The sequence below is a fragment of the Pseudomonas sp. TE50-2 genome (assembly GCF_040813665.1).
In the GTDB taxonomy this organism is placed as follows: domain Bacteria; phylum Pseudomonadota; class Gammaproteobacteria; order Pseudomonadales; family Pseudomonadaceae; genus Aquipseudomonas; species Aquipseudomonas soli.
Genome location: NZ_JBFNXN010000001.1, coordinates 1,769,656 through 1,795,791, shown reverse-complemented (window position 1 = coordinate 1,795,791; position 26,136 = coordinate 1,769,656). Strand labels below are relative to the sequence as shown.

Genomic DNA, 26,136 nt, shown 5'->3' with positions numbered 1-26,136 from the left:
CGTCCTACCTGACGGCGCTCAGCGTGGCGCTGTGGGGAACGCAATGCTCATGGACGCAACTGTTGGCCGTGTTGGGCTGGCTGCGCAGCAGCTCCACCCGCCAGCAGGCCGAGCCGTACAGCCCGGCCACTGCGACCAGGGCGAAGACGAGGGCGCAACGCCTGGATTTGATACTCATGGTGCGGACCTCCTGTTGATGCAACAGGTGATACCTACAAGCATAGGCCCAATGCGCGTAACTGCACCGTCTTGACTCAACTCAATCCCTTGTCCCACTCCGGTTCGTCGCCAAACCGCTGCGCGAGAAAGTCCAGCATGCTGCGCAACGTCGCCGGCATGTGCTTGCGCGAGGTGTACACCGCATTCAGGGTCAGTTCCCGTGGCTTGGCTTGCGGCAGCAATCGCACCAGCTCGCCATTGCGCAGCGCGGCGGCCGCCTGGTAGGTGGGCAGCATGGCGATGCCGGCATTGGCCAGGGCGGCTTTCTGCAGGGTCATGGCCTCGTTGGCGCTGATGTTGCCCTGCACCGGCACGGCGACGTTCTGCCCGTCCACCTCGAAGTGCCACAGGCTGTGACCGAAGTAGGCGTGGGTCAGGCAGTTATGCTGGCTCAATGCCTCGACCCGGTCCGGCGTACCGTGCTCGCGCAGGTAGGCGGGGCTGGCGCAGACCACCGAGCGGCACACGCTCAGGCGCCGGGCGATGAGGTTTGGGTCGACGTCGTTGCTGGTGCGGATCGCCAGGTCGATGCGCTCGTCCACCAGGTTGACGGTGCGGTCGAGCATCTGCAGCTCAACCTTCACCCCCGGGTAGCGTTTGACGTAGGCCGCCAGCGCATCCACCAGTTGGGCCTGGCCGAACGAGGTGCTGACGCTGATGCGCAGTTCGCCACGGGGCGCGTCGTCCGGCTGGCGCACGGCGCTTTGCAGGTCGCCGGCCAGCTCCAGCATCTGCCGACAGCGTGGCAGGGTCTCGAGGCCTGCCGCGGTCAGGCTGAGCTTGCGGGTGGTGCGTTGCATCAGGCGTGCCCCGACCCAGTCCTCCAGTTCCGCCAGGTAGCGGGAAACCACGGGCCTGGAGAGTTCCAGGTGGTCCGCGGCGGCCGACTGGCTGCCCAGGTCGACGACGGTGACGAATACGCGCATGGCGTTGAGCCGATCCATGATCTGTCCGATTTCAGAAACAAACTATGTCGAAGCATCGCATTTTTTGTATTGGATCGGGCAACTAAGCTTGCATCCATCGTCCCACTCACAGGATCTTGCAATGTCTCTCTTCACGCCCCTTCGCGGCCTGCTGCTGGCCTGCCTTACCATCGGCGGCCAGGCCATGGCTGCCGAGCCGCTCAAACTGGAAGCCTACAACCCCGGTCACGCGGCGATCTTCCCGGTCAGCTCGGTGATCGTCAGTGGTGCCCACGACGCCATCCTGGTCGACGCCCAGTTCGGCAAGGCCCAGGCCGAGCAGGTGGTCGAGCGCCTGCGTGCCAGCGGCAAGCAGCTGACCACCATCTACGTCAGCCATGGCGACCCGGACTACTACTTCGGCCTGGACACCATCACCCAGGCGTTCCCCAAGGCCCGCGTGGTCGCCTCGGCCGCTACGGTCGAGCACATCCGCAAGACCATGGACGCCAAGCTGGCCTACTGGGGCCCGCAGATGGGCGCGGACAAGCCGGCACGCCTGGTGGTGCCCCAGGTACTGCAGGGTGATCGCCTGGAACTGGAAGGCCAGGCATTGCAGGTCGTCGGCTTGGACGGTCCGCAGCCGGACCGCAGCTTCGTGTGGATTCCCTCGATCAAGGCAGTGGTCGGTGGCGTGGTGGTTTCCGAGGGCATCCATGTGTGGATGGCCGACACCCAGACCGCGCAATCCCACGCCGACTGGCTGAAGACCCTGGCGAAGATCGAACAGCTCGCACCGCGCACGGTGATCCCGGGGCACTACCTGGGGGACAGCAGCCGTTCGCTGGACGCAGTGCGCTTCACCGCCGGCTACATTCGTGACTTCGATACCGAGGCCGCCAAGGCTGCCAATGCCGCCCCGCTGATCGCGGCGATGAAGCAGCGCTACCCGAACCTGGGTGACGAGAGCTCCCTTGAATTGGGTGCCAAGGTCGCCAAGGGCGAGATGAAGTGGTAACCCCTTTCAACCTGTTGGAGTGTTTCCCATGAGCAAGATCGCAATCATCGGCGCCACCGGGCGCGCCGGCAGCCAGTTGCTGGAAGAGGCCCTGCGTCGGGGTCACAGTGTGGTGGCCATCGCCCGCAATCCGAGTGCGCTGCAAGGCCGTGACGGCGTGACGGTCAAGGCGCTGGATGCCAAGGACAGTGCCGCCTTGCAGGCGGTCGTGACAGGCTGTGACGCGGTGCTGAGCGCGGCGCATTTCTCGACCATCGAGCCTGAAGCGATCATCGAGCCGGTCAAGCGTGCCGGGGTCAAGCGCCTGCTGGTGGTGGGCGGGGCCGGCAGCCTGCTGCTGCCGTCCGGGCACCGGGTGATCGACAGCCCGGATTTCCCGGAAGCCTATAAGGCCGAGGCCAATGCCGGTGTGCGCTTCCTCGATACGCTGCGCCAGGAGCCGACCCTGGACTGGACCTTCCTGTCGCCGTCGGCGGAGTTCGTCGAAGGTCAGCGCAGCGGGCACTACACCCTGGGCAAGGATCACCTGCTGATAGGTGCCGATGGCAAGAGCTGGATCACCTTTGCCGACTATGCCATCGCCATGCTCGATGAACTGGAAAAACCGGCGCATTCACGGGCACGGTTCACGGTCGGCTATTGAGTCGTCTGCACCACGGGGCAAGTCGGGTCGCGATTGATGTCATGTGCGGGCACGCGCCTGCAGCCACTCCATCAGCTCGACCAACCCCGTGGGCATGCTCTTCGACGGGCTGACCAGGTAATACCCCTTCCCGGTCGTCACCTTCAGCTCGAATGGCATGCACAAACGCCCGGCGCGCAGGTCGTCGCCAATGAGCGAAAAGTCGCCGATGGCGATCCCGGTCCCCTGGGAGGCCATGGCCATCGCCATGTCCAGTGTCTCGAAGTGCTGCTTCGGCCCCTGGGGTTCGACGCCGGCATTGGCTGCCTGCAACCACAACCGCCAGTCGTGCTCGTCCCGAGAGGGGTGTAGCAGCATCTGCCGCGCCAGGTCCTGCAACTGCAAGGGGACGCTAGATAGCGATGGTGCGCAGACCGGTGTCAGTTGTTCATCGAACAGCTTGCGTACCTGCAGCCCATGGTTTGGCACCGCGCCATACACAACGGCCGCATCGAAGCCCTCGCGGCGAAAATCCACGCCATGCTGCACCGTGGTGGTCAATTCCACCGGCACGTCCGGGCGCAGCGCCTGCCATTCCAACAACCGCGGCAGCAACCAGCGCATCACGCAGGTCGGCGCCTTTAGCTGCAGCGTCGTGCTGCGTCCGCCGACTTCGCGCACGCCTTGCTCGATCACTGCGAAGACCTGCTGCACCCGAGGCAGCCAGTCCTGTCCTTCGCGGGTCAGGGCCAGGCCACGGGCCTGGCGCTGGAACAGCGCATAGCCCAGATGTTCCTCGAGCCCGGCGATCTGTCGGCTGACCGCGCCCTGGGTGATATGCAGCTGTTGCGCGGCACGGGTGAAGTTGCAGTGCTGCGCGGTCACCAGGAAGGTGTGCAGGGCGGGGAGGGGCGGCAGGCGTTTCATTGTGACAAGCCATGATATGAGGTCATGACTAGTATGTGTTTTTTTGCATTGTGGCGGTAGTCGGCGCTTGTTTCCATGAGCACCAGTCTCAACAAGAATCGGGTACTCGATGATGGCAACCTGTGGTGAAGTGCTGGTCAAACTCCTCGAAGGCTATGGTGTCGATCATGTCTTCGGCATTCCCGGCGTGCATACCGTGGAACTCTACCGCGGCCTGGCTGCCTCCTCGATCCGCCACATCACCCCGCGCCACGAGCAGGGCGCCGGGTTCATGGCCGATGGCTACTCGCGTACCCGGGGCAAGCCTGGGGTGTGCTTCATCATCACCGGCCCGGGCATGACCAACATCACCACCGCCATGGGCCAGGCCTACGCCGACTCGATCCCGATGCTGGTGATTTCCAGCGTGCAGTCGCGCAGTCAGCTGGGTGGCGGGCGCGGCAAATTGCACGAACTGCCCAACCAGGCCGGGCTGGTGGCGGGGGTGGCGGCGTTTTCGCATACCTTGATGAGTGCCGATGACTTGCCAGAGGTATTGGCCCGTGCCTTTGCCGTGTTCGACGGTGGCCGCCCGCGCCCGGTGCATATCGAGATCCCGCTGGATGTGCTGGTGGAGCCCGCCGATCACCTGCTGCCGGGCCGCCCGGTGCGCACCGCGCGCGCGGGTGCGGCGCCGCAGACCGTGCAGCAGATGGCCATGCGCCTGGCCAAGGCGCGCCGACCGTTGATCCTGGCCGGCGGTGGTGCCCTGGAAGCCGGCGCCGGGCTGGCCAGGCTGGCCGAGCACCTGCAGGCGCCGGTGGCGCTGACCATCAATGCCAAGGGGCTGCTGCCGGCCAACCATCCGCTGCAGATCGGCTCGACCCAGACTTTGCCGGCCACCCGTGCGTTGGTCGCCGAGGCCGATGTGGTGCTGGCCATCGGTACCGAGCTGGCCGAGACCGACTATGACGTGACGTTCAAGGGCTGTTTCGAAATCCCTGGCAGCCTGCTGCGGATCGATATCGACCCGGACCAGACGGTGCGCAACTACCCGCCCGAGCTGGCCCTGGTGGCCGATGCCGCACAGGCGACCGAGGCCTTGCTGGTGGCCCTGCACATGCAGGCGCAACCACCACGTGATGATCACTGGGGAGCTGCTCGGGCCGCCCGGCTGCGCCAGGACAATGCCGCCACCTGGGACCAGCCGACCTTGAGCCAGACCCGTTTGCTGAACAGCATCCTGGAAACCCTGCCGGACGCTGTGCTGGTGGGCGATTCGACCCAGCCGGTCTACACCGGCAACCTGACCCTGGACATGACCCGACCACGCCGCTGGTTCAATGCCTCGACCGGCTACGGCACGCTGGGCTATGCGTTGCCGGCGGCCATGGGCGCCTGGCTCGGCAGTGCCGAAGCGCGCGCGGCACGTGCGCCCACGGTATGCCTGATCGGTGATGGCGGGTTGCAGTTCACCCTGCCCGAGCTGGCCAGTGCCGTCGAGGCGCAGGTGCCGCTGATCGTGCTGCTGTGGAACAACCAGGGGTACGAGGAAATCAAGAAGTACATGGTCAACCGGGCGATCGAGCCGGTCGGTGTGGACATCCACACCCCGGACTTCATCGGCGTGGCACGGGCGCTGGGGGCCGATGCCGAGTCGGTGGTTGACGTGGCGCAGTTGCAGGCTGCGCTGGGCCGGGCAGTGGAGCGCCAGGGGCCGACGTTGATCCAGGTGGATCAGGGGCAATGGCAGTTGGCTGTGCAAGGCTGACTGCGCCACGAGGGCTATGCCCTCGATTCCCCGGGTGCGGCGGGTCGTTCAACTGGCGCTGGCGCGCAACCTTGCCACGTCACGGATCGGCGGCGCGCCGTACAGCCGGCTGTATTCGCGGCTGAACTGGGATGGGCTCTCGTAGCCCACCCGGTAGCCGGCCACGGCAGCCTCCAAACCCTCGTTGAACATCAGGCGTCTGGCCTCCTGCAGGCGCAGTTGCTTCTGGTACTGCAAGGGGCTCATCGACGTCACCGACTTGAAGCGGTGATGCAAGGTGGAGACGCTGAGGTTCACTTCCCGGGCGAGGTCTTCGATACGCAATGGCTGGTGGTAATGGTTGTTGAGCCAGGTAATCGCCTGGCAGACCCGATGGGTCTGGCTGTTGGCCAGGGCGATTTCGTACAGCCGGTAACCCTGGGGGCCGCGCAACAGGCGGTAGAAGATTTCCCGGCGGATCATCGGCGCGAGGATGGCAATGTCGCGTGGCGAGTCCAGCAGTTTGATCAGGCGGATCAACGCATCCAGAAGCTGCGGATCGCTTTTCTCCACGTACAGGCCCAGACCTGATGGCCGGTTGGGCACCACCATCGGGCTGCTTTCGGCGATCAGCTGGCTCAGTTGCGCCGGGTCGATGTCCAGGCGCAAGCCCAATGCGGGATGCTCGGGGCTGGCCTTGAGCAGGGCGCCGCTGATCGGCAAGGTGACCGACACCACCATGTAGTGCAGCGGATCATAGGCGTAATGTTCGTCGCCGAGGATCAGGGTCTTGCTGCCTTGGGCAAGAATGCACAACGCCGGCTGGGCCAGCGCGGGCATGCCGCGGATTTCCTCTTGGTAGCATGTGAGGTAAAGGTCTTCGATGGCCGACGCGGGGCCATGGGGCTGGCCGGCGTGGCGCTGGATCAGCGCGGCCAGTTCCTGGCGCTGCAGCTCAAGGGTCGAGTCGGGTGGCGGGAGCGTGGTCATGACGTGGTTCCTCTACTGACCGGGCCAGCATAGGTATGGGCAATGTCGGGCGCTAGTCGAATGCTGTCGTTCGATTGCCTGATCCTGTCGCGCGGCAGGATCAGGCAATCGCTCGGCAGTAATGGCCTAACGTCGCGCGAGGACGGGGGCCTAATCTTGGCAGCCTGTTTTCCCGTCCGTAGCGCTTCAAGGAGATCGTTCATGACCCAGCCTCAACCGGTCACTCACCTGGCTTTCATCCGCGCCAGCAACGGTCGTTCGGCGGAACTCGGCATGCGCCTGCGCGACCTGCTGGAGCCGTCACTGCGGGCGCCCGGCTGCCTGAGTTTCAGTGTGCAGCGTTCGCAGGTCGATGCCGATCTGTGGCTGCTCAGCGGCAGCTGGAGCGACCAGCAGGCGATGAGCGGCTATTTCGCCTCGCCCACCCTGGAGGTGTTTGGCGATCTGGTCCAGGCGCAGGTGGTCAGTAGCCTGGACCTGCATACCTTCGCCTGATGTGTAGAATGCCGCCCCTACATCATTCAGGCGGAGTGCAGCATGGCACGTAGAGAATTCCCCCACTTCGAAGCGGTCTCGGCGATGGTCCCGGTGCAAGGCGGCGGCTACCACGCGGCGATCGCCGTGAAGGCCCTGGGCATGGGCGGTGCGCCGCGCTTTCACAAAGTGCTCGACGGGCAGGTGTTCCAGTCGGCGATCGCGGCCGACGCGGCCGCTTGTGCTGAACTCGAACGCCTGCAGGGCGTGGACGAGGAAGGCGAACTGGTCTTCTGATCAGACCTGTGGACGGGCCATCTTGAACAGCTCGCCCAGCGCAAAGTAGTCGGCCGGGCCGCCGCCACGCAGGATCGGCTCGGCGGCGGCGGTGTCGTAGATGCCGTCCTTGAGCAGGTGCTCGGCAATGTGCACCGCCACTACCTCTCCGAGGATCAGCCAGCTGGGCACAAGTTCCTGGTCGGCGCGCTTGAGCTGGACGATCTGGCTGACCTTGCATTCGAAGCTCACCGGGCTCTCGCCCACGCGCGGCACCTTGACCACGTTGGACATGGCCGGGGTCAGGCCACTGAGCGCGAACTCGTCGATATCTGCCGCCACCGCGGCACAGCTCTGGTTCATCTGCTCGGCCAGCGGCCGGGTAGCCAGGTTCCAGACGAACTCGCCGGTCTGCTCGATGTTGTTCAGGCTGTCTTTGCGCCCGACGCTGCAGAAACCGATGATCGGTGGAATGTAATTGAAGGCGTTGAAGAAGCTGTAGGGCGCCAGGTTCAGGCGGCCTTCGCGATCGTGGCTGGAGATCCAGCCGATGGGCCGTGGGCCGACGATGGCGTTGAACGGGTCGTGGGGCAGGCCGTGGCCTTTGGCGGGTTCGTAGTAGTACATCTGCGCAAGGCCGTGAGGCCCTTCCTGGTGGGGGACGAGGCGCCTAGTGTGCCAAGGCTTGGCTCAACTGCAAATGATCAAGCCCGGCCAAAGCCGGGCTGGTAGCGCGCATCGGGGTCAGCTGATGCGGTGGCCGTTGGTGCGGTCGAAACCATCCTCTGCGAAGCGCTGGCCGCCAGTACGGTCGAAGCCGTCTTCAGCGAAGCGCTGGCCGCCGGTGCGGTCGAAGCCGTCTTCAGCGAAGCGCTGGCCGCCGGTGCGGTCGAAGCCGTCTTCAGCGAAGCGCTGGCCGCCGGTACGATCAAAGCCATCTTCTGCGTAGGTGGCCGACTGACTCTGCACGGTAGCGAAGGTGTGGGCGCCGGTACGGTCGAAGCCGTCTTCGGCAAAGGCAGCAGTGGTCAGAACAGAGAGTGCGAGGGTGAGGATCAGTTTGTTTTTCATGGTTGTTGCTCCGGTGAGTTGCTAGGGGTTGTTGTTTCCATGGGCTCAATGTTACGCCTACCAAATAGATAAAAAAGTGCAAAAAATAGCGCTAATGCATTTATAAATTCGATTGAATTGGGTGTGGCTACGCCTCAGTGGCAGTGAGCATCGCGTGTGGCGAGCAGCACGACCGCCGATGAGTAATTCCAGTTCGGCAAAGATGAAAGCTGGAAATTAATGGGGAATTAAGGGCGCGCGAGCCTAGGGGTTAAGCCAACAACGGATTTTTCATGCGGCTCAAACCGATTTTTCAGGCTTCGCTCGCCAACATCGCCGCACTTGAATCCCTGGAGCCGCACACTCATGAACAAACTCCCGCAAATCACCTTGGCCTTCTGGGTCATGAAGATCTGCGCCACCACGCTCGGCGAGACGGCCGGCGACCTGCTGTCGATGACCCTGGACATCGGCTACGCCATGAGTTCGCTGTTGCTCATCAGCGTGTTCCTGCTGACCCTGGTCACCCAGCTCTGTTCGCGCCGTTATCACCCGATGCTGTACTGGCTGGTGATCCTCTCCACCAGCACCGCCGGTACTACCATGTCCGATTTCATGGACCGGACTTTGGGCCTGGGTTATGCCATGGGCTCGACACTGCTGATCGGCATTCTCCTGCTGACCTTCGCCCTGTGGCGTCTGAGCGGCAACCCGCTGGACGTCAGCCGCATTCGCAATCGTTCTGGCGAGATGTTCTATTGGGTGGCGATCCTGTTTTCCAACACCCTGGGCACTGCCCTGGGCGATTACCTGGCCGACGATTCCGGCCTGGGCTTCGCCGGTGGCGCGCTGCTGATCGGTTCGGCGATCACACTGGTGGCAGCGGCCCGCTACTGGACGAAAATCTCCGGCGTGGTGCTGTTCTGGATCGCCTTCGTGCTCACTCGCCCATTCGGTGCGACCCTGGGCGATGTGCTGACCAAGACCCACGAGAAAGGCGGGCTGGACTTCGGTACCGTGGGTTCGTCGATGGTACTGGGCGGGGTGCTGCTGGTGCTGGTGCTGGCGGCCACGTACTACCAGCGTCGTGAGCCGCAACGAGCGATGGAGATGCCCTGAATGACACCTATTCGGCTCATTCAGTGAGCCGAATAAACCCGCTATTCGGCTCAGGCTCAAATCACACCCAACAAAAAGGGGCGCTCCACCAGCCGGAGCGCCCCTTGTTCATTGCAGTGCAGCTGATCAGTCAGTGGTGATCCGCGAATGTTGCTTGGTGTCCTTCATGGTCGCGTACACCAGCAGCGAGCAGGCGATGCAGCCGGTGACGTACCAGTAGAAGCCGGTTTCCATGCCGTTGCTCTTGAACCACAGGGCCACGTATTCGGCGGTGCCGCCGAAGATCGACACGGTCAGCGCGTACGGCAAGCCGACGCCCAGGGCACGGATCTCGGTGGGGAACAGCTCGGCCTTGACCACGGCGTTGATCGAGGTGTAGCCACTGACGATGATCAATGCGGCCATGATCAGGAAGAACGCGCCCCACCAGGTCTGGATGGTGTGCAGGGTGCTGAGGATCGGCACGGTGAACAGGGTGCCGAGCACACCGAAGGCGATCAGGATCGGGCGTCGGCCGATCTTGTCGGACAGGCCGCCGATCACCGGCTGCAGGCACATGAACAGGAACAGCGTGGCCGCCGAGATGGTGGTCGAGTCGCTGATGCTCATGCCCACGGTGTTGACCAGGTACTTCTGCATGTAGGTGGTGTAGGTGTAGAAGGCCAGGGTACCGCCCATGGTCAGGCCGACCACGGTCATCAGTTCCTTGGGATGACGCATCAGGGTGCGCATCAGGTTCTCTTTGGACTTTTCCTTCTTGGTGAAAGAGGCGGTCTCTTCCATGCCGCGGCGCAGGTACAGGGCGACCACCGCGCACAGCGCGCCGATCACGAACGGCACACGCCAGCCCCAGGCGTACAGCTCCTCGGTGGTCAGCGTGTTCTGCAGGACGATCAGTACCGCCAGGGCGATGAGCTGGCCGGAGATCAGGGTGACGTACTGGAAGCTGGAGAAGAAGCCGCGGCGTTCCTTGCTGGCCATCTCGCTCAGGTAGGTGGCCGAAGTGCCGTATTCACCACCTACCGAGAGGCCCTGCATCAGGCGGGCGATGACCAGCAGGACCGGTGCTGCGACGCCGATGGTCTCGTAACCCGGCGTCAGCGCGATGACCAGCGAGCCTGCGCACATCAGCAGCACCGAGGCCATCAGCGCCGCCTTGCGGCCCTTGCGGTCGGCGTACAGGCCCATCAGCCAGCCACCGATCGGGCGCATGAGGAAGCCCACGGCAAAGATTGCGGCGGTGTTGAGCAGTTGGGCGGTGGTGTCGCCGGCGGGGAAGAAAGCCTTGGCGAAGTACAGCGAGAATGCGGCGTAGACGTACCAGTCGTACCATTCGACCATATTGCCGATGGAACCACTGAAGATCGATTTGAGGCGGCTGGCGGTGGACTTTTCCGCGGCGGGCGCAACGGCCGCCCCGGTGGGCAGAGTGCTGGCGTTATCCATCAGGGATACCTTCTCGTTGTTTTTGTGGAGCGCGCTCGGGGCGCAGCTTGAGAAGGGTTTTGCAGGAGCTGTGCCAAATGGGTGCTTGGTGGTCCATTTGGGGGCGTCTTGTGCCCTGTCGCTGGCAAGCCAGCTCCCACCGGATCTGGCTTGTATGGTGCTTTGTGGGAGCTGGCTTGCCAGCGATGGGCTGCCAGGCAGCCCCGGCGATTCAGCATACAGTGAGCGAACTTCCGCTCATTTGCCTGAATCGATAAGCGGAAATCCGCCTACTCGTTGTCGAGAAAGTCCTCACGCACCAGGCCATGCCGCTGCATCTTTTCGTTCAGCGTACGCCGTGGCAGTTGCAGCGCCTCCATCACACCCTTGATCTCGCCCTTGTGCTGGCGCAGCGCCGCACGCAGACATTGGGCTTCGAACGCTTCCATCTGCTCGCCCAGCGACTGTCCGCCTGGCAGGCTCTCAAGGTTCGGCGAGTCCAGCCCCAAGGCATGACGTTCGGCAGCATTGGCCAGCTCACGCACATTGCCCGGCCATTCGTGGGCCAGTAGCTGCGCCAATCGTCCTCCAGTGACCGCTGGGGCATGGCGGCCCAGGCGTTCGGCGGCAGTGCGAGCGAAGTGTTCGAACAGCAGCGGGATGTCTTCACGGCGCTCGCGCAGCGGTGCCAGGCGCAGCTCGGCAACGTTGAGGCGGTACGCCAGGTCCTCGCGAAAGCGCCCTGCACGGGCCTCTTCAAGCAGGTCCGGTTTGGTCGCGGCGATGATGCGCAGGTCGACGGCGATGCTCTGGTTGGCCCCCAGGCGCTCGAGCTTCTGCTCCTGGATCACCCGCAGCAGCTTGGCTTGCTGGGCCAGAGGCATGCTCTCGATCTCGTCGAGGAATACCGTCCCGCCATTGGCGTACTCCAACTTGCCGATGCGCTTGCCCTGAGCACCAGTGAAGGCACCGCTCTCATGGCCGAACAGTTCGGCCTCGAACAGTGTTTCTGGAATGGCCGCGCAGTTGAGCGCGACGAAGGGTTTGTCGGCGCGCGGGCCGAAGTCGTGCAGGCAGCGGGCCACGCGCTCCTTGCCACTGCCGGTTTCACCCCGGATCAGCACGTTGACCGGCAGGCTGGCCAGCTCGAGTACCTGGCGACGCAACTGCTGCAGCCCCTGGGACATGCCCAGCAAGGTGTTCTCCAGCTGTGCCTTGAGGTCGGCCTGCTCATGCAGGCGGCGGTTTTCCAGGACCAGCTGGCGTTTTTCCAGGGCCCGGCGCAGGCTGCCCATCAGGTGCTGCGGGGTGAAGGGCTTTTCCAGGAAATCGTAGGCACCGTTGCGCATCGCCTCCACCGCCATGGGTACATCGCCATGGCCGGTGAGCAGGATCACCGGTAGATCAGGGTCGGCCTGCTGTAACCGGTCGAGCAACTGCAGGCCGGACATGCCAGGCATGCGCACGTCACTGAGGATCACGCCGGGAAAGTGCGCCGGAAGTTGCGCCAGGCACTCCTCGGCACGCTCGAACAGTTGCACGTTGAAGCCCGACAGACTCAGCCATTGTTCCACCGCCGCGCGGATGCTGGCTTCGTCATCGACGACGATCACTGAATTCAACATACCGTCTCCCGGTCGCGGGGCAGGGTGAGGCTGAAGCGCGCGCCCCCCGGCAGGTTCTCGACCTGCAGGTGGCCGCCGGCATCGATGACGATGCCGTAGGAGATCGCCAGGCCCAGGCCCAGCCCCTCGCCGACCGGCTTGGTGGTGAAGAACGGGTCGAAGACCCGGCAAAGGTCGGTGTCGAGGATGCCGCCACCGGAGTCGAGCACGCTCAAACGCCACTGCGCATCGTCCGCCTCGATACGGATCTCCAGGCGTTTGTAACGCTTGTCGGCCATGGCGTCGAGGGCGTTGCGCAGCAGGTTGATCAGCACCTGCTCCAGGCGTATCGCATCGCCACGGACCCACGCCGGGCGGGCGAGGTACAGCGCCACCTCGACGCTTTCGGCGCGGATGCGGGGGTCCAGCAGGTGCAACGCCTGGTCGACCACGGTGGCCAGGTCCAGGCGTTCGCGCAGGCCTCCGGGGCTGTTGCGGGCGAAGGTCTTCAGGTGGCCGGTGAGCGCGGCCATGCGGCTGAGCATCTGCTCGAGCGGTTCCAGGGCCTGGCGGGCTTCGTCATGACGGCCATGATCAAGCAGCAGGCGCAAGGTTTCCAGTTGCATGCGCTGGGTGGTCAGCGGCTGGTTGATCTCGTGGGCCAGCGCGGCCGACATCTGCCCCAGCGCCGCCAGCTTGGCCGATTGCACCAGGCCTTCCTGGGCCGTGCGCAGCTCGCGGGTACGTTCCTCGACCTGGCGCTTGAGCTCCTCGCGGCTGCGTTGGCGTAGCCGGGCCAGGCGCAGGCGCTGGCTGACGAACAGCGCGGCGAACACCAGGCTCAGCCAGATCGCCGCGGCGGCGAGGGCGGCGTTGCGCCCATCCTCGGCGACCTGCGGCTTGCGCAGCAGGTGCAGGGTCCAGCCTTCGGCCTCCAGCGGCAGGCGTTCCCACAGGTACTCGGCGGTGCCATCCGGGCCTTGCACGCGGGTCAGGTGGCTGGTGTCGGTGAAGCGGGTCAGGGCCTGGTGCTGCAGGGGCACCAGCGGCTGTTTGTCGTACTGGCGGGTCTCGGCCAGCTCGGCGCGGTCGGCACCGGACAGTGGTTGCAACTCGCGGTAGCGCCAGCCGTCCTGGTTGGCGATGAAGGTGATGCCGCGGGCATCGCTGACCAGCAGGATGTCACTGCCCTGGCGCCACTCGCGCTCGAGCTCCGGGAACTCCAGCTTGACCACCATGGCGCCGAGGAAGCGGCCGTGTTCATCGTTCACCGCGCTCGCCAGGAAGTAGCCTGGCACGCCGCTGGTCACGCCGACGGCGTAGAAGCGGCCACTGCCCTGGCTGCGGGTCTGTTTGAAATAGGGGCGAAAACCGTAGTTGGAACCCACATAGGTGGTCGGCAGGCGCCAGTTGCTGGCAGCGATGGCCAGGCCAGTGCGGTCCAGAAGTTCCAAAGTGGAGGAGTTGGCGGCGCCGTTGATGCGTTCGAGCTTGCGGTTCAGGGCGTCCTGCACCTGTTCGGTAACCGGGCCGCGCAGGGCGGCGATCAGCTCCGGGTCCAGCGCCAGTACCGCAGGCAATGCACGGTAGCGCTCGATCAGGGTATGCAGGGCGTTGGCGTACAGGCCCAGTTGCTGGCTGGCCCGGCGGGCGTCGGTTGCCATCGCCTCGCGCTTGGCCTGGTGCATGGCCCAGCCAGCGCTGAGCGTGGTGCCGACCAGGATCAGCAGGATGATCAAACCCAGGCGCAGGGCGCGGAAGGATGAGGGCATGGGGCGGATCCGGGGTTGCGGTTGTCTGTGCCGACCTCATCGCGGGGCAAGCGCGCTTCCACAGCGTGATGCGTGGGTGCGGACTTGCCCCGCGATGGGGCCGGGTCTGGCTTACAGCAGCTCGAAGCTCTGCTGCTGCACCGCCTCGGAATCGAGGCCGACCTGAACGTTGAACTGGCCAGCTTCGGCAACGTGCTGCAGTTGGTCATTGTAGAACTTCAGGTCCTGCTCACTGATGTCGAAGGTCAAGGTTCGCGACTCGCCGGCCTTGAGCATCAGCTTCTGGAAGTTCTTCAGCTCCTTCACCGGGCGGCTCATCGACGCGCTCTGGTCCTGGATATACAGCTGCACCACGGTCTCGCCGTCACGCTTGCCGGTATTCTTTACGACGACCTTGGCCTTCAGGGTCGCGCCACGCTTCAGCTCGGTCTGCGACAAGGTCAGGTCCGACAGCTCGAAGCTGGTGTAGCTCAGGCCGTAGCCGAACGGATACAGCGGGCCGTTGGGCTCCTCGAAGTACTGCGAGGTGTAGTTGCCCGGCTTGCCTGGGGTGAACGGCCGGCCGATGCGCATATGGTTGTAGTACATCGGGATCTGCCCGACCGAGCGCGGGAAGGTGATGGCCAGGCGCCCGGACGGGTTGTAGTCGCCGAACAGCACGTCGGCGATGGCGTTGCCGCCCTCGGTGCCGCTGAACCAGGTTTCGAGGATGGCATCGGCCTGCTCGCGTTCCCAGGCGATCGACAGCGGACGGCCGTTCATCAGCACCAGCACCAGGGGCTTGCCGGTGGCTTTCAGCGCCTTGATCAGGTCGCGTTGCACCGCCGGGATTTCCAGTGTGGTGCGGCTCGAGGATTCGTGGGACATGCCACGGGACTCGCCGACCACGGCCACGATCACATCCGATTGCTTGGCGGCCTTGACCGCTTCGTCGATCAGCACCGCGGCCGGGCGCGGGTCGTCGACGATTTCCGGGGCGTCGAAGTTGAGGAAGTTCAGGTAGTCGAACATCGCCTTGTCGCCGGTGACGTTCGAGCCTTTGGCGTACACCAGCTTGGCCTTGCCTTCCACGGCGCGGCGCAGGCCTTCGCGCACGGTGACCGAGTGTTGCGGTTTGCCGTCGGCGGCCCAGCTGCCCATCATATCGATCGGCGCATCGGCCAGTGGGCCGACCAGGGCGATGGTGCCGGTCTTTTTCAGGGGCAGGGTCTGCTCGCGGTTTTCCAGCAGCACCAGGCCGCGACGTGCCACATCACGCGCGGCTTCGCGGTGCAGGCGGTCCTCGGCGTAGTAGTCCTTCAGGTCGGTTTCAGGCTCGGGAATGCGCACGTAGGGGTCTTTGAACAGCCCCATGTCGTACTTGGCACCCAGCACTTCACGCACCGCCTGGTCCAGTTCGGCCTGGCTGACTTCGCCGGACTTCAACAACCCGGGCAGTTCTTCGCCGTAGAGGGTGTCGTTCATGCTCATGTCGATGCCGGCCTTGATTGCCAGCTTGGCGGCTTCGCGGCCGTCACGGGCCACACCATGGCGGATCAGTTCCTGGATGGCGCCGTGGTCGCTGATGGTCACGCCCTTGAAGCCCCATTCCTTGCGCAGCAGGTCGTTCATCAGCCAGGTGTTGGAGGTGGCCGGCACGCCGTTGATCGAGTTCAGCGCCACCATCACCCCGCCGGCACCGGCGTCGAGCGCGGCGCGGTAGGGCGGCAGGTAGTCGTTGTACATCTTCGGCAGGCTCATATCGACCGTGTTGTAGTCGCGCCCGCCCTCGACCGCGCCGTAGAGGGCGAAGTGCTTGACGATGGCCATGATGCTGTCGGCATTGGCCGGGCTCGAACCCTGGAACGACTTGACCATCACCTGGCCGATCTTCGAAGTCAGGTAGGTGTCCTCGCCAAAGCCTTCGCTGGTGCGCCCCCAACGTGGGTCACGGGCAATGTCGACCATTGGTGCGAAGGTCATGTCCAGCGAGTCGGCGGCTGCCTCGATGGCCGAGGTGCGGCCGACCTTGGCGATGGCGTCCATGTCCCAGGACGAGGCCAGGCCCAGGCCGATCGGGAAGATGGTGCGCTCGCCGTGGATGGTGTCGTAGGCGAAGAACATCGGGATCTTCAGACGGCTGCGCATGGCCGCGTCCTGCATCGGACGGTTCTCGGGGGCGGTGCGCGAGTTGAAGGTGCCGCCGATGCGTCCGGCGGCGATTTCCTCGCGGATCTTCGCGTGCGGCATTTCGGGGCCGATGCTGATCAGGCGTAACTGGCCGATCTTCTCGGCCTCGGTCATCTGGCTGATCAGATGGTCGACGAACGCCTGCTTGTCCTGCAGGGGCGGGGCGATAGGGGCGGCAAGGGCCGCCTGACTGGCAAGGCCCATGGCCAGGCCCAGCAAAGACAGTTTCATCATCAATTCCGTTGTCGAGTGATAGCGGTGGGCCAAGACGTTTCGTACGCCTGTTGTTGTCGTGTCCGCTGGCCGTTTTGTGGATCATTCATCCATGATCCGACGCAGTCGCGGATTATGCCTTATATGAAGCACTTGTTGAGATACACTCTCGCCCACCCGATTGCCGGGATAACAACGATAAGAACGCTCGAGAGACGAAGGCATGACCGAATACGAACAGCGCCAGATCGCCGAGGCGATCGCCCGCGCCGAGCGGCGCACCGATGCGGAGCTTGTGACCGTGCTGGCCCGCCGCGCCGATGACTTCCCCTATCTGCCGTTGCTCTGGGCCGCCTTGCTGGCGTTGCTGGTACCCGGCGTGTTGCACCTGTGGCTGGGTGGTATCGGCGTCAATGGCCTGTTGCTGGCGCAGATGCTGACCTTCATCAGCTTGTGCCTGGTGTTGCGCCACCCGCGCCTGGCTGCCTGGGTGGTACCGTCGATCCTGCGCCGCCGGCGCGCTTCGGGCCTGGCCCGCCAGCAGTTTCTCGAGCTCAACCTGCAGCGTACCGCCGGGGCCACGGGCGTGCTGATATTCGTCAGCGAAGCCGAGCGCCATGTCGAGATCCTGGTCGACGAGGGCATCGCCCGACACCTGCCCGAGCAGGCGCGCGAGGCGATCGTCGCCCGTTTCACCGAGCAGGTGCGCCAGGGCCATACCTTGCAGGGCTTCGTCGAATGCATCGAGGCCTGCGGCGAGCTGCTCAGCGAACATGTCCCCCCGACCCATGCGCGCAACGAACTGCCCAACCGCCTGGTGATTCTCGACTGACCGTTGGTGAGCAAGGGTATGTTTCGCCAGGGGCACCATCGACGTAGAATGCCCGGCATTGCGCATCGCGCTCCCCGCATTTCGAGGCACCCGTTCCCATGTCTTCCCCTTCCTCCGCCCCTGGCGCGCCGGACGCGCGCGCCCAGTTCCTGAGCCTGCTCGCCGATGCCCTGGGCGACGGCAGCCTGAGCAAGCTGGTGCTGGCCCGCCATGTCGGCGCCGACCAGACCCTGCAGCGGATCATCGCCAAGCCGGTGCAGATCAAGGGCCAGGTCTGCCTGTCGTTGGTCTACCGCCATCAGACTCGCGATATCACCCGAAACCTGGGGTTGGACGAGGCGCAGACGCTGGTGGCCGAACTGCTGCCCGAGGGTTTTCGCAACGCGCACCTGTTTACCGCTGCCGGCGAGGTGCAACTGGAGTTCAGCAAGAAGGGCAAGCCGATGCTGCGCCGGCACTTGGCCCAGCAGGCGCCCCGCGAGGCGGGCGCGGCTGGCCATGATCGGCAGAAGAAGCGTTACCTGGAGCTTTCGCGGCCGTTCCTGCGTGACCTGGGGGTGACCGATGCGCAGGGCGCGCTGATCCCGTCCATGTCGCGCAAATGGAAGCAGATCAACAAGTTCATCGAGGTCTTTGACCATGCCTTGAACGACGCGCCCGTGGACGCCCAGCAGAGCCTGAAGGTTGCCGACTTCGGTTCGGGCAAGGGCTACCTGACCTTTGCCATGCACGACTACCTGCGCAACACCCTCGCCCGTGAGGCGCAGGTCACTGGTGTCGAGCTGCGCCCGGACATGGTCGAGTTGTGCAACGCCGCCGCCGCGCGCTTGGAGCACCCGGGCCTGGTGTTCGAATGCGGCGATGTGCGCAGCGTGGTGCCTGAGGCCATCGATGTGATGATCGCCTTGCATGCCTGTGACATCGCCACCGACTATGCCATCCACACCGGTATTCGCTGCAACGCCGCGATCATCATGTGCTCGCCGTGCTGCCACAAGCAGATCCGCCCACAGTTGCACAGCCCGGGGTTGTTGCAACCGATGCTGCAGTACGGGCTGCACCTGGGCCAGCAGGCCGAGATGCTCACCGACAGCCTGCGCGCCCTTTACCTGGAAGCTTGCGGCTACGAGACCAAGGTGTTCGAGTTCATCTCGCTCGAGCACACCAACAAGAACAAGATGATCCTTGCGGTCAAGCGCCGCCAGCCCCAGGACAATGCGGGTCTGCTGGAGAAAATCGCCGAGCTCAAGGCGTTCTATGGGGTGCGCGAGCATTGCCTGGAGACCCTGCTGCAGGCGGATGGCCTGATCGCTGGGTGATCGACCTACAGCACTTTCACAAATTCGGCTAGGTCGTTTCCTAAGCGACCTTTTGAGCCCGTTGCATCCCTCTTGGCACCTAGTCTGGCTTGTGATCACGCCTGTCGGCGCTGCGTGGTTGTCACTTGACAACCTTGTTCTCATGTCCATACTGGAGCTCAACCGATGGTCCGTCCCCTCCATCCAAACAAGGAAGTCGAACAGTCCCTGACGCACGCCGAGGCGCGGGGCTGGAAAGTCACGGTGCGAGGTGGCCATTGCTGGGGTCGGATCTATTGCCCTAACAACGACCGCGAATGCCGCTGCGGCGAGTTCTGCATCACCAGCGTGTGGAGCACGCCCAGAAACCCGGGCACCTTCGCCCGCCAGTTACGCCGGATCGTGGACAACTGTACGTCGACAAGCGCGATAGCCAATCAGTCAGTGGAGCGAAAGTGATGGAGTACGAGTTCACCCTCAAATACCAATTGACCGAGGACATGGACGTCGATGCGCTGATCGAGCGCCTGGGGAAGGCCGGATGCGATGATGCAGTGGTCGGTAGCGGCCAACCGGGCCGTCTGGCCCTTGCCTTCGCCCGCGAGGGCGGCACGGCGCGGGAGGCACTGCACAGCGCCCTGGCGGATGTGCGGCAAGTGTTGCCGGATGCCCGGCTGATCGAGGCCAGCCCCGACCTGGTCGGCCTGACCGATGTGGCGGAGCTGGTGGGGGTTTCCCGGCAGAACATGCGCAAGCTCATGCTCACCCATCACCGCAGCTTCCCGGCCCCGGTACATGACGGCACGCTCTCACTCTGGCACCTCGCCGATATCCTGTCGTGGATGCAGGCGCGCGGCACACATGCCGTTGCCCAGGCAGTCCATGAGCTGGCCATCGTGGCGATGCAGGTGAATGTCGCCAGGGCTCAGGAGCGGGTGGCGAACGGAAGGTGATGCACTCCGTTGCATCATTGCCTGCCAGCGGGCTCAGAAGAACCGGGTCACGCTGATCTTGGCATTACGCCCCTGGGTATAGGCGTTTTCACCTGACAGCTCCGGCCGGATGGCCTTGTTGAACAGGTTGTCCACGGTCAGGTTGACCTCGGTACCCTTGAGGTAGGGTTGCTGCGGTTTCCAGTTGGCGAACAGGCCGTGGATCTGGTACTTCTCGTTGCCGAAGTTGTCGTAGTAACGGTCACCGAGCGCACTCGCGGGGCCATCGAAGTACTTGTCGCTGGGCAGGTGGTGGGTGGCGCCGACGAACTGCGCGGTCCAGCCGACCCGGGCGTCCCAGGCCGGGATCTTCACGCCAAGGGTGGTGATCCATTTCGGTGCCGGTACATCCTTGGCCCAGACATCCGGCCCCCAGGGGTTGGTGTACGCGCCCTCGTGGCGACCTTCCATCCACGAGTACGACACTGCGCCGAACCAGTAGGTGGCGTCGTAGAAGGTCTCGATTTCGAACCCCTTGTAGGTCACGTCGCCGATATTGCGGTAATTGCCCATCAGCCCGTCGCCGCAGGTGTTGGCAATGGTACCGCCGCTGACCAGTTGCTCCTGGCAGCCGATGCCGGTGGCCTTGAAGATCTCGTCAGTGACCTTGTTGCGGAATGCCATGGTGCGAATCTGCGCGCTGTCGCCTTGGCTGAACACATTGGTGAAGGTACTGATGCTGCCGACCCGTACACCGGTGATGCGCTCGGGGTCGAGGTTGCGACTGGTGGCGGTGCGGCTGCCGACACCCTGCACTTCATACTGTTCATCCAGCACCGGGGCGCGCCAGGTCTTGCTGTAGTCGGCGAACAGCGCGGTCTGTTCGTTCATCTTCCAGAACAGCGACAGACGTGGCGACCAGCCGCTGTAGGTCTTGTCGCTGTAGTCGTGGCCGGCCACCGGGTTGTTGTAGTACGGCGCCTGGTTGGGCTTGCCTTCGTTGGTCACGTGGTCGTAGCGCAACGATGGGGTGATGGTCAGGTCGCCCAGGGTGATGGCGTCCTGCAGGTAGTAGCCCTGGCTGTCGACCTGGCCGCTGGGCATGAAGTACGGCTGGTAGTGACCATAGTTGTACTTGGGTACTTCGTAGGTCTTGCCGGGCATCCACATCTGCGTGTCGCGGTCATGGCGGCGCAGCTGCACGCCTGCGGTGAGCGCATGTTCCAGGGGACCTGTGAGGAAGGTGCTGGTGTTCTTCACATCCAGCATGCGGTCCTTGTACTCGGTGTCCATCTTGCGTCCACCGGTGGCGGGCTGGAAGAACGCCGTGGCGTCGCGCTCATCGGTCTGCTTGGTGTCCGATTCGGAGTACTTCACCTGCAGGTCCACCCACGGGTTCTCGATCGGTTGGTACTTGTAGGTGGCCGACCAGGTGGTGTCGATGGTGCGTCGGTTGGCGAGGAAACGCTTGAGAGCGGCTTCGTAGCCGTACTTCTTGATATCCGCCGCAGTGGGGGGCGTGCTGAAGGCGGTCGATGAGAAGGTGGTCCAGCGCTGGCTTTCCGATTGTGCCCAGGACAGCCCCAGGCTGTGCTCGTCGGTGAAATGGATGTTGGTCTTTAGCAGGGCGCCGTCCAGGTCCAGGGCGCTGTAGGGGATGCGCTGGGGGTTGATCGGCCATTTGCCGGTGGGGTCAGGCAGGCTGTCGGCCATCTTCAGGTTGCCGCCGTCGCGCTTGGTGTAATAGACCAGGCCGTCGATGCGACCGTCGTCGGTACGGCCGAACAATGCCGAGCTGTAGATCTGTTGGTGGTCGTTGCTGCCATAGCCGTACTTGAGCATCGCACCGCTGTTGCGGCCCTCTTGCAGCAAGTCGCCGGCATCTTTGGTCTCCATGTTGACGCTGCCGCCGAAACCGCCGTTGCCGGTCTTGACCGAGTGCGGCCCTTTTTCGACCTCGATGTGCTTGATCAGCTCGGGCTCGATGAAGATGGTGCCTTGCTGATAGCGCTCGAAGCCGCTCTTGGGCGCACCGTCGAGGGTCATCGGCACGTCCTCGGCGTCGCCGAAGCCCCAGATGTTGATGGTCTGGCCGCCGGGCTTGGACGAGCCGCCCATGTTCACCCCCGGCAGGGTCGCCAGCACGCTGGGAATGTTGCTGGGCTGGTAGCGGTCGATCTGCTCCTGGTCGAGCGTCGAGCGCCCGACGTTGCCAGCGTCGACCTGCTGGCCATCACCAACAATGCTCACGGCACCAAGTTGCAGGCTGTTGTCGGCAGTCGGGTCGTCCTCGCGCAGGCGCACCACATAGGTGTTGCCCATGCGCACCATGCTGAAGCGGCTGCCCACCAGCAGGCGGCTGATGGCCGCTTCGGCTTCGAAGTCGCCCTTGAGCGCCGGCGCCTGGGCACTGCCGAGCAGGGCCTCGTCGAACAGCAGCTGGACCTTAGCCTGCTGGGCCAGTTGGCTCAGCGAGCGCGCCAGCGGTTGCGCCGGCAGGTCGAACGGTACCGGTGCGGCTTCGGCGGCCAGGCTCATGGCCAGGCACAGGGCCAGCAATGTGGGTCGGACAGGCAGGCAGTGCAATGGACGCAACGCGGACAACATGGTTTCCCCCAAACGGCAAAAGGCCGGAAAAAGCCCACCATCACGCGGCAGGCGGGGAGGAAGACGCGATGTTGCGACAAAACCTCACCTGCGAATGATAAAAATTCTCAAATTATTTTTAGCGTCGCTCGATGCGCAGGCGGCCGTCGGCCAGCAAGGTAGTCTTGACCGGGAGCAGGGCGGGCAGGGCATTGAGCAAGGCGTCCGGGTCGTGGACGTCGAGGTTGCCGGACACCTTGTAGCGGCCAAGCGTCGGGTCGGCCAGCACCACCGGCTGCTGGCGATACAGGCCGAGCTCGTCGATCAGGCTGGCCAGTTCACGGTTGCGAAAGCTCACGTGGCCCTCGCGCCAGTCGGCCACCTGTTGTTCGCCCAGTTCACGGCGGGTCAGGGTGCCGCGTGCCAGGTCGTAGGTGGCGCCCTGGCGGGCACCGAGCAACAACGGCGGTTGTCGTTCGCCGGGAGTGTCGAACGCTACCTGGCCGTGGGCGACCGCTACCACCAGTTCGCGGTCGCCCCGGCGCACATCGAAACCAGTGCCGACCACGCGCACGCGGCCGCTGCCCGCATCGACGAACAGCGGCCGCTCCTTGTCGGGCGCCACCTCGATATACAGCTGGCCGTGTTCGAGCTGGATCAGCCGCTGTTCGGCGCTGAAATCCAGGCGCAGGCGGGTCTGGGCGTTGACATGCAGCTGGCTGCCATCGGGCAGTTGCAGTACCTGCAGGGCCTGGCTGGCGCTGATGCGTTGGCTGAAGGCTTCGCTGCCCGCGCCCAGGTTGCCGGCCAGTATGGCGCAGAGCAGGGCCGCCGCCGTTGCCAGGGCCGGGCGCCAGCGTGGCGCGCGGCGTACCGGCAAGGGCACGGGGCGATTGGCTTGCTTGAGTGCGGCCAGGTCATCCCACAACTGTTCGAACTGGCGATAGGCGCGGGTGTGCTCGGGCGTCTGCATCCACCGGGCGAACGCCTTGCGGTCTTGCCGTGAAGGCTGGTTGCGGTTGCGGCTGAACCAGCTCGCCGCCTGGGCGTCGATCGGGCGCGGGTCGAGCTCGTCGGTGGGGGTCATGGGAACTGCTCCGTGCCGTTGTCACTGTCCAGGCGTTGCTTGCATTGCAGCAGGGCGGCGGCGATGTGCTTTTCGACCATGCTGACGGAAATGTTCATGCGTTCGGCGATCTGGGCCTGGGTCAGGCCTTCGAAACGGTGCAGCATAAGGGCTTCGCGGCGTCGCGGCGAGAGTTCTGCGAGCACCTGACGCAATTGATTCAGCCGTTGTTGCTGTTGGGCGTGGTCCAGCGGATCGTTGGCCGGCGCGTCCTGCTGCTCGGGCAGGGTGTCGTCGGCCAGCGCCGCATGGCGCACTTTCTGCCTGCGCCAATGGTCGCTCAGCAGGTTGCGCGCCACCTGGAACAGGAACGCGCGCGGCTGCTCCACCTTGGCCCGATCCCGGTAACCCAGCCATTGGGCGAAGACATCCTGGGTCATGTCCGCGGCGTCACTGGCATTGTCCATGCGCTTGCGCAGGAAATGCAGGATGTCGGCATAGAAACCGTGGGCGACGGGGTCGGGTTTGGGGCGCTGCATGCACGCTTTCCGGGGCTGGCGGGGAGGAAAGGGTGCGGATCTTATCGAGAATTATTTACATTTGCAAAGTGTGCGGCTCAGCGCCGTCGATCCTGTGCGGCCGGAACGGGGATGGCCAGTTCAGCCAAGCCCAGGGGGTGGCTGGAAGCATCGAAAAAGTGCAGCGGAACCTGCGAAAGATCGCCAAAGCGATCAATGAAATGCTGCTTCTGGTTGATGACCGATGCCTCGCTCAGCGGCCGGATCGCGATGGCCAGGTGCTTGGGCCGCGCCTGGCGAATGGCGTCGAGCAGGTGCTGGTCGCTGGCGTCCAGGTGCTGGCCGAACAAGCATAATCCGTCGTGTTCGCGGGCCAGCTGTCCCAGGCTCCAGGACAGGTAATCGGAGTTGCGGATGGCGCGCAGCTTGTCTTCGCTGCGGCTTTCGTTGACGAACAGCGGTACTTCGCCGGGAATGTTCACGGCGAAGCCTTCGAGCAGTTCGGCCTGTTCCGCGCTGCGTCGGCGAGTACTGCCGTCGGGCAACTTGAGCAGGTGCATGCCGCCGTGCAGGTGGAGGATGCGGATACCGTCGGCCTGGCTGCGGCGTACGTCGAAGAAACCCTGCTCGTCGAACAGGTTGGCGAAACCTTGCGTATCCTCGGCCACGGCCCAGGGCAGGATCAGGTCGTAGTTGCTGGTGTAGATGCTGCGGTACTGGCGCAGTGCCTGGTTGATGGTCGTGCGCGTCGCGCCGGGGAAGCGCGGCCAGGGCAGGTGCACGGCGCGCACCGCGTGGATCAGCGCTTCCTTGATCGAGTAGTAGCGGTTCAGCGGCGCGGTGGAGTTGATCGCCAGCGCGGCGTTGGCCCGCACCGTGGTGTTCAGGGTGCTGAGCAGCGGCTCGAACAGCTCACTGCCCAAGGCCTTGAACAATGCCTGGTCGCTCACCCCCAATGCCTTGTGCCGCACCCGCTGGGCTTCCTCGAACAGCGAGAAGTAGCCGAACGGTTTCCACAGCGCGCGGCTGGCACCATTGCCCAGCAGCAGGGCGGTGCTGGGGTGGCGCTGGTTGAGGTCGGCCCAGGTGGGCAAGTGGGCGTCGAGTGCGGGCATGGGCGGTCCATTGGGTGAGGCGGAAAACGCCGGGGACTTTAGCATGTCATGCAGAGTGTGCGAGGCTTGCGCCCTCAAGGACTGCACCGTTGACCTTGCCGGCGTCTTCCAGAGGCCGGCCCCGATCTGCAAAGGACTACCCATGTACAAGACCCTTCTCCTGGCCACCTTGCTGGCGAGCACCGCGGCCCATGCCACCGACGGCAAGGCCCTCGCCAAGGCCCAGGACATCCCGCATCCGGCCGTGATCGCTCACCGTGGCGCCTCGTTCGACGCGCCCGAGTCCACCACCCCCGCCTATCTACTGGCCCGCGAACTGGGCGCCGACTACCTGGAAATGGACTTGCAGCGCACCCGCGATGGCGTGCTGGTGGTGGTCCACGACGATGTGCTGGCCCGCACCAGCGACGTCGCCGAACGTTACCCCGAGCGCAAGGCGAGCCCGGTCAGCGCCTTCACCCTGGCCGAACTCAAGGCGCTGGACGCCGGCAGCTGGTTCAACAAGGCCTATCCACAGCGTGCCCGCGAAGCGTTCAAGGGCCAGCGTATCCTGACCCTGGACGAAGTGATCGATATCGCCGAAGGCAACCTCGAGCGTCACCCGGGCCTGTACATCGAGACCAAGGAGCCGGCGCAGTTTCCCGGTATCGAGCAGGACCTGAAAAAGCGCCTCGAGGCTCGTGGCTGGCTAGACAAACCGGGCAAGGTGATCTTGCAGACCTTCGATCGCAACAGCCTCAAGCTGCTGCACGAGGCCATGCCGCAGGTGCCGAAGATCCTCTTGCTGTGGGTGGCCAAGGGCAGCATCGAGCCGGCATCGGGGCAGGACTTCGCCGAGTCCGGTGAGCAGGACAAGTCGGCCTTCTATGCCCGTCAGCAACCCAAGGACCGTGCCGAGTTCCAGCGCTGGCTCGACTATGCCAAGGCCGGCGGCGCCATTGGTACCGGCCCTTCGGCAATCCGCAGCCACCTCGGCGAGCAGAGCTACTCCGACCTGATCCAGCCGTGGATGAACCAGGCCAGCCACGACAAGGGGCTGCTGGTGCACGTGTACACCCTCGACGAGGCGGTGGACTTCGACAAGGCGATGAAAGCCGGCGTCGACGGCATCTTCACCAACCGTGCCGGCGAGCTGATGCGTTTCTATAAACGACCGATGCCACAGAACGAAGGCCAGTTGCTGCGCAAGCTGGGTTACTGATCGGCAACATGATGCTGGCGATGGCCGAATGACATGTGTGAGAATGATAGGAATTCCTATTAACGGCCCTCGCCAC

At 64.4% G+C, this 26,136-nt stretch carries 25 protein-coding genes; 11 read left to right on the top strand and 14 right to left on the bottom strand.

Annotation, left to right across the window (positions count from 1 at the left end; all coding sequences use genetic code 11):
* Positions 1-4: 4 nt before the first annotated feature.
* Both AAHK21_RS08190 and AAHK21_RS08185 read right to left on the bottom strand, forming a co-directional pair.
* Positions 5-178 (bottom strand): hypothetical protein, encoded by a 174-nt coding sequence (locus AAHK21_RS08190; protein ID WP_023630224.1) that lies wholly within the window; start codon positions 176-178, stop codon positions 5-7.
* Positions 179-254: 76 nt separating this feature from the next.
* Positions 255-1,163 carry a LysR family transcriptional regulator gene (locus AAHK21_RS08185; protein ID WP_367856964.1) on the bottom strand — a complete coding sequence of 303 codons (909 nt, stop codon included), beginning with the start codon at positions 1,161-1,163 and terminating at the stop codon, positions 255-257.
* Positions 1,164-1,266: 103 nt separating this feature from the next.
* On the opposite strand from AAHK21_RS08185, the gene AAHK21_RS08180 reads away from it, so the two are divergent.
* Positions 1,267-2,142 carry an MBL fold metallo-hydrolase gene (locus AAHK21_RS08180; RefSeq protein ID WP_367856963.1) on the top strand — a complete coding sequence of 292 codons (876 nt, stop codon included), beginning with the start codon at positions 1,267-1,269 and terminating at the stop codon, positions 2,140-2,142.
* Between the two features lie 28 nt (positions 2,143-2,170).
* Positions 2,171-2,785 carry an NAD(P)-dependent oxidoreductase gene (locus AAHK21_RS08175; RefSeq protein WP_367856962.1) on the top strand — a complete coding sequence of 205 codons (615 nt, stop codon included), beginning with the start codon at positions 2,171-2,173 and terminating at the stop codon, positions 2,783-2,785.
* A 39-nt stretch (positions 2,786-2,824) separates the two neighbouring features.
* Here the strand turns inward: AAHK21_RS08175 and AAHK21_RS08170 are convergent, their stop codons facing one another.
* The gene (locus AAHK21_RS08170) at positions 2,825-3,691 is read right to left on the bottom strand and encodes a LysR substrate-binding domain-containing protein (RefSeq protein ID WP_367856961.1); all 867 of its coding nucleotides are present in this window, start codon (positions 3,689-3,691) and stop codon (positions 2,825-2,827) included.
* A 112-nt stretch (positions 3,692-3,803) separates the two neighbouring features.
* Here AAHK21_RS08170 and AAHK21_RS08165 point away from each other — a divergent pair, with 112 nt between their 5' ends.
* Positions 3,804-5,441 carry a 5-guanidino-2-oxopentanoate decarboxylase gene (locus AAHK21_RS08165; RefSeq protein WP_367858968.1) on the top strand — a complete coding sequence of 546 codons (1,638 nt, stop codon included), beginning with the start codon at positions 3,804-3,806 and terminating at the stop codon, positions 5,439-5,441.
* 48 nt (positions 5,442-5,489) lie between these two features.
* On the opposite strand, the gene AAHK21_RS08160 is transcribed toward AAHK21_RS08165, so the two are convergent.
* Positions 5,490-6,410 carry an AraC family transcriptional regulator gene (locus AAHK21_RS08160; protein ID WP_023630182.1) on the bottom strand — a complete coding sequence of 307 codons (921 nt, stop codon included), beginning with the start codon at positions 6,408-6,410 and terminating at the stop codon, positions 5,490-5,492.
* 201 nt (positions 6,411-6,611) lie between these two features.
* Between AAHK21_RS08160 and AAHK21_RS08155 the strand changes: the two genes are divergently transcribed.
* Positions 6,612-6,905, top strand: a complete 294-nt coding sequence (locus tag AAHK21_RS08155) for a putative quinol monooxygenase (RefSeq protein ID WP_367856960.1) — start codon at positions 6,612-6,614, stop codon at positions 6,903-6,905.
* 42 nt (positions 6,906-6,947) lie between these two features.
* Positions 6,948-7,181, top strand: coding sequence for a hypothetical protein (locus tag AAHK21_RS08150; protein WP_046856908.1), 234 nt, complete (start codon positions 6,948-6,950; stop codon positions 7,179-7,181).
* Here the strand turns inward: AAHK21_RS08150 and AAHK21_RS08145 are convergent, their stop codons facing one another.
* Together AAHK21_RS08145 and AAHK21_RS08140 are read right to left on the bottom strand one after the other, a co-directional pair.
* Positions 7,182-7,787 carry a flavin reductase family protein gene (locus AAHK21_RS08145; RefSeq protein ID WP_023630179.1) on the bottom strand — a complete coding sequence of 202 codons (606 nt, stop codon included), beginning with the start codon at positions 7,785-7,787 and terminating at the stop codon, positions 7,182-7,184. It lies immediately after the preceding gene.
* Between the two features lie 117 nt (positions 7,788-7,904).
* Positions 7,905-8,231: a hypothetical protein gene (locus tag AAHK21_RS08140; RefSeq protein WP_367856959.1), complete on the bottom strand. Its 327-nt coding sequence runs from the start codon at positions 8,229-8,231 to the stop codon at positions 7,905-7,907.
* Between the two features lie 345 nt (positions 8,232-8,576).
* Between AAHK21_RS08140 and AAHK21_RS08135 the strand changes: the two genes are divergently transcribed.
* Positions 8,577-9,329 carry a hypothetical protein gene (locus tag AAHK21_RS08135; RefSeq protein ID WP_367856958.1) on the top strand — a complete coding sequence of 251 codons (753 nt, stop codon included), beginning with the start codon at positions 8,577-8,579 and terminating at the stop codon, positions 9,327-9,329.
* A gap of 126 nt (positions 9,330-9,455) precedes the next feature.
* Here the strand turns inward: AAHK21_RS08135 and AAHK21_RS08130 are convergent, their stop codons facing one another.
* The 4 genes from AAHK21_RS08130 to bglX form a co-directional block, all read right to left on the bottom strand.
* Entirely contained in the window at positions 9,456-10,775 is a 1,320-nt protein-coding gene (locus AAHK21_RS08130) for an MFS transporter (protein WP_367856957.1), read from the bottom strand.
* A 269-nt stretch (positions 10,776-11,044) separates the two neighbouring features.
* Positions 11,045-12,379, bottom strand: coding sequence for a sigma-54-dependent transcriptional regulator (locus AAHK21_RS08125; protein ID WP_367856956.1), 1,335 nt, complete (start codon positions 12,377-12,379; stop codon positions 11,045-11,047).
* Positions 12,373-14,130, bottom strand: coding sequence for an ATP-binding protein (locus AAHK21_RS08120; RefSeq protein ID WP_367856955.1), 1,758 nt, complete (start codon positions 14,128-14,130; stop codon positions 12,373-12,375). Before AAHK21_RS08120 ends, AAHK21_RS08125 begins: the two co-directional genes overlap by 7 nt.
* 111 nt (positions 14,131-14,241) lie before the next feature.
* Positions 14,242-16,533 (bottom strand): beta-glucosidase BglX, encoded by a 2,292-nt coding sequence (bglX, locus tag AAHK21_RS08115; RefSeq protein WP_367856954.1) that lies wholly within the window; start codon positions 16,531-16,533, stop codon positions 14,242-14,244.
* A gap of 202 nt (positions 16,534-16,735) precedes the next feature.
* Here bglX and AAHK21_RS08110 point away from each other — a divergent pair, with 202 nt between their 5' ends.
* From AAHK21_RS08110 to AAHK21_RS08095, 4 genes are all read left to right on the top strand, one after another.
* Positions 16,736-17,344, top strand: coding sequence for a TPM domain-containing protein (locus AAHK21_RS08110; RefSeq protein WP_367856953.1), 609 nt, complete (start codon positions 16,736-16,738; stop codon positions 17,342-17,344).
* Positions 17,345-17,442: 98 nt separating this feature from the next.
* Positions 17,443-18,663 (top strand): SAM-dependent methyltransferase, encoded by a 1,221-nt coding sequence (locus AAHK21_RS08105; RefSeq protein ID WP_367856952.1) that lies wholly within the window; start codon positions 17,443-17,445, stop codon positions 18,661-18,663.
* Between the two features lie 165 nt (positions 18,664-18,828).
* Positions 18,829-19,101: a hypothetical protein gene (locus tag AAHK21_RS08100; protein WP_367856951.1), complete on the top strand. Its 273-nt coding sequence runs from the start codon at positions 18,829-18,831 to the stop codon at positions 19,099-19,101.
* On the top strand, positions 19,101-19,595 hold the full coding sequence (locus AAHK21_RS08095; RefSeq protein WP_046856898.1) for an AlpA family transcriptional regulator: 495 nt from the start codon (positions 19,101-19,103) through the stop codon (positions 19,593-19,595). Before AAHK21_RS08100 ends, AAHK21_RS08095 begins: the two co-directional genes overlap by 1 nt.
* A 33-nt stretch (positions 19,596-19,628) precedes the next feature.
* On the opposite strand, the gene AAHK21_RS08090 is transcribed toward AAHK21_RS08095, so the two are convergent.
* The 4 genes from AAHK21_RS08090 to AAHK21_RS08075 form a co-directional block, all read right to left on the bottom strand.
* Complete coding sequence (locus tag AAHK21_RS08090; protein ID WP_367856950.1) at positions 19,629-22,181, bottom strand: TonB-dependent hemoglobin/transferrin/lactoferrin family receptor; 2,553 nt, start codon at positions 22,179-22,181, stop codon at positions 19,629-19,631.
* Between the two features lie 118 nt (positions 22,182-22,299).
* Positions 22,300-23,247: a FecR domain-containing protein gene (locus AAHK21_RS08085; protein ID WP_367856949.1), complete on the bottom strand. Its 948-nt coding sequence runs from the start codon at positions 23,245-23,247 to the stop codon at positions 22,300-22,302.
* On the bottom strand, positions 23,244-23,765 hold the full coding sequence (locus tag AAHK21_RS08080) for an RNA polymerase sigma factor (RefSeq protein ID WP_023631645.1): 522 nt from the start codon (positions 23,763-23,765) through the stop codon (positions 23,244-23,246). The genes AAHK21_RS08085 and AAHK21_RS08080 overlap by 4 nt, the downstream gene beginning before the upstream one ends.
* A 77-nt stretch (positions 23,766-23,842) precedes the next feature.
* A complete protein-coding gene (locus AAHK21_RS08075) occupies positions 23,843-24,859 on the bottom strand; it encodes a DUF4917 family protein (protein WP_367856948.1) in 1,017 nt (338 codons plus the stop codon).
* 142 nt (positions 24,860-25,001) lie between these two features.
* Between AAHK21_RS08075 and AAHK21_RS08070 the strand changes: the two genes are divergently transcribed.
* A complete protein-coding gene (locus AAHK21_RS08070; protein ID WP_367856947.1) occupies positions 25,002-26,060 on the top strand; it encodes a glycerophosphodiester phosphodiesterase family protein in 1,059 nt (352 codons plus the stop codon).
* The last annotated feature ends 76 nt before the right edge of the window (positions 26,061-26,136 follow it).

Bases quoted from the DNA above. Each gene is read 5' to 3' on its own strand.
- AAHK21_RS08190 (WP_023630224.1), bottom strand. From the start codon at position 178: ATGAGTATCAAATCCAGGCGTTGCGCCCTCGTCTTCGCCCTGGTCGCA.
- AAHK21_RS08185 (WP_367856964.1), bottom strand. From the start codon at position 1,163: ATGGATCGGCTCAACGCCATGCGCGTATTCGTCACCGTCGTCGACCTG.
- AAHK21_RS08180 (WP_367856963.1), top strand. From the start codon at position 1,267: ATGTCTCTCTTCACGCCCCTTCGCGGCCTGCTGCTGGCCTGCCTTACC.
- AAHK21_RS08175 (WP_367856962.1), top strand. From the start codon at position 2,171: ATGAGCAAGATCGCAATCATCGGCGCCACCGGGCGCGCCGGCAGCCAG.
- AAHK21_RS08170 (WP_367856961.1), bottom strand. From the start codon at position 3,691: ATGAAACGCCTGCCGCCCCTCCCCGCCCTGCACACCTTCCTGGTGACC.
- AAHK21_RS08165 (WP_367858968.1), top strand. From the start codon at position 3,804: ATGGCAACCTGTGGTGAAGTGCTGGTCAAACTCCTCGAAGGCTATGGT.
- AAHK21_RS08160 (WP_023630182.1), bottom strand. From the start codon at position 6,410: ATGACCACGCTCCCGCCACCCGACTCGACCCTTGAGCTGCAGCGCCAG.
- AAHK21_RS08155 (WP_367856960.1), top strand. From the start codon at position 6,612: ATGACCCAGCCTCAACCGGTCACTCACCTGGCTTTCATCCGCGCCAGC.
- AAHK21_RS08150 (WP_046856908.1), top strand. From the start codon at position 6,948: ATGGCACGTAGAGAATTCCCCCACTTCGAAGCGGTCTCGGCGATGGTC.
- AAHK21_RS08145 (WP_023630179.1), bottom strand. From the start codon at position 7,787: ATGTACTACTACGAACCCGCCAAAGGCCACGGCCTGCCCCACGACCCG.
- AAHK21_RS08140 (WP_367856959.1), bottom strand. From the start codon at position 8,231: ATGAAAAACAAACTGATCCTCACCCTCGCACTCTCTGTTCTGACCACT.
- AAHK21_RS08135 (WP_367856958.1), top strand. From the start codon at position 8,577: ATGAACAAACTCCCGCAAATCACCTTGGCCTTCTGGGTCATGAAGATC.
- AAHK21_RS08130 (WP_367856957.1), bottom strand. From the start codon at position 10,775: ATGGATAACGCCAGCACTCTGCCCACCGGGGCGGCCGTTGCGCCCGCC.
- AAHK21_RS08125 (WP_367856956.1), bottom strand. From the start codon at position 12,379: ATGTTGAATTCAGTGATCGTCGTCGATGACGAAGCCAGCATCCGCGCG.
- AAHK21_RS08120 (WP_367856955.1), bottom strand. From the start codon at position 14,130: ATGCCCTCATCCTTCCGCGCCCTGCGCCTGGGTTTGATCATCCTGCTG.
- bglX (WP_367856954.1), bottom strand. From the start codon at position 16,533: ATGATGAAACTGTCTTTGCTGGGCCTGGCCATGGGCCTTGCCAGTCAG.
- AAHK21_RS08110 (WP_367856953.1), top strand. From the start codon at position 16,736: ATGACCGAATACGAACAGCGCCAGATCGCCGAGGCGATCGCCCGCGCC.
- AAHK21_RS08105 (WP_367856952.1), top strand. From the start codon at position 17,443: ATGTCTTCCCCTTCCTCCGCCCCTGGCGCGCCGGACGCGCGCGCCCAG.
- AAHK21_RS08100 (WP_367856951.1), top strand. From the start codon at position 18,829: ATGGTCCGTCCCCTCCATCCAAACAAGGAAGTCGAACAGTCCCTGACG.
- AAHK21_RS08095 (WP_046856898.1), top strand. From the start codon at position 19,101: ATGGAGTACGAGTTCACCCTCAAATACCAATTGACCGAGGACATGGAC.
- AAHK21_RS08090 (WP_367856950.1), bottom strand. From the start codon at position 22,181: ATGTTGTCCGCGTTGCGTCCATTGCACTGCCTGCCTGTCCGACCCACA.
- AAHK21_RS08085 (WP_367856949.1), bottom strand. From the start codon at position 23,247: ATGACCCCCACCGACGAGCTCGACCCGCGCCCGATCGACGCCCAGGCG.
- AAHK21_RS08080 (WP_023631645.1), bottom strand. From the start codon at position 23,765: ATGCAGCGCCCCAAACCCGACCCCGTCGCCCACGGTTTCTATGCCGAC.
- AAHK21_RS08075 (WP_367856948.1), bottom strand. From the start codon at position 24,859: ATGCCCGCACTCGACGCCCACTTGCCCACCTGGGCCGACCTCAACCAG.
- AAHK21_RS08070 (WP_367856947.1), top strand. From the start codon at position 25,002: ATGTACAAGACCCTTCTCCTGGCCACCTTGCTGGCGAGCACCGCGGCC.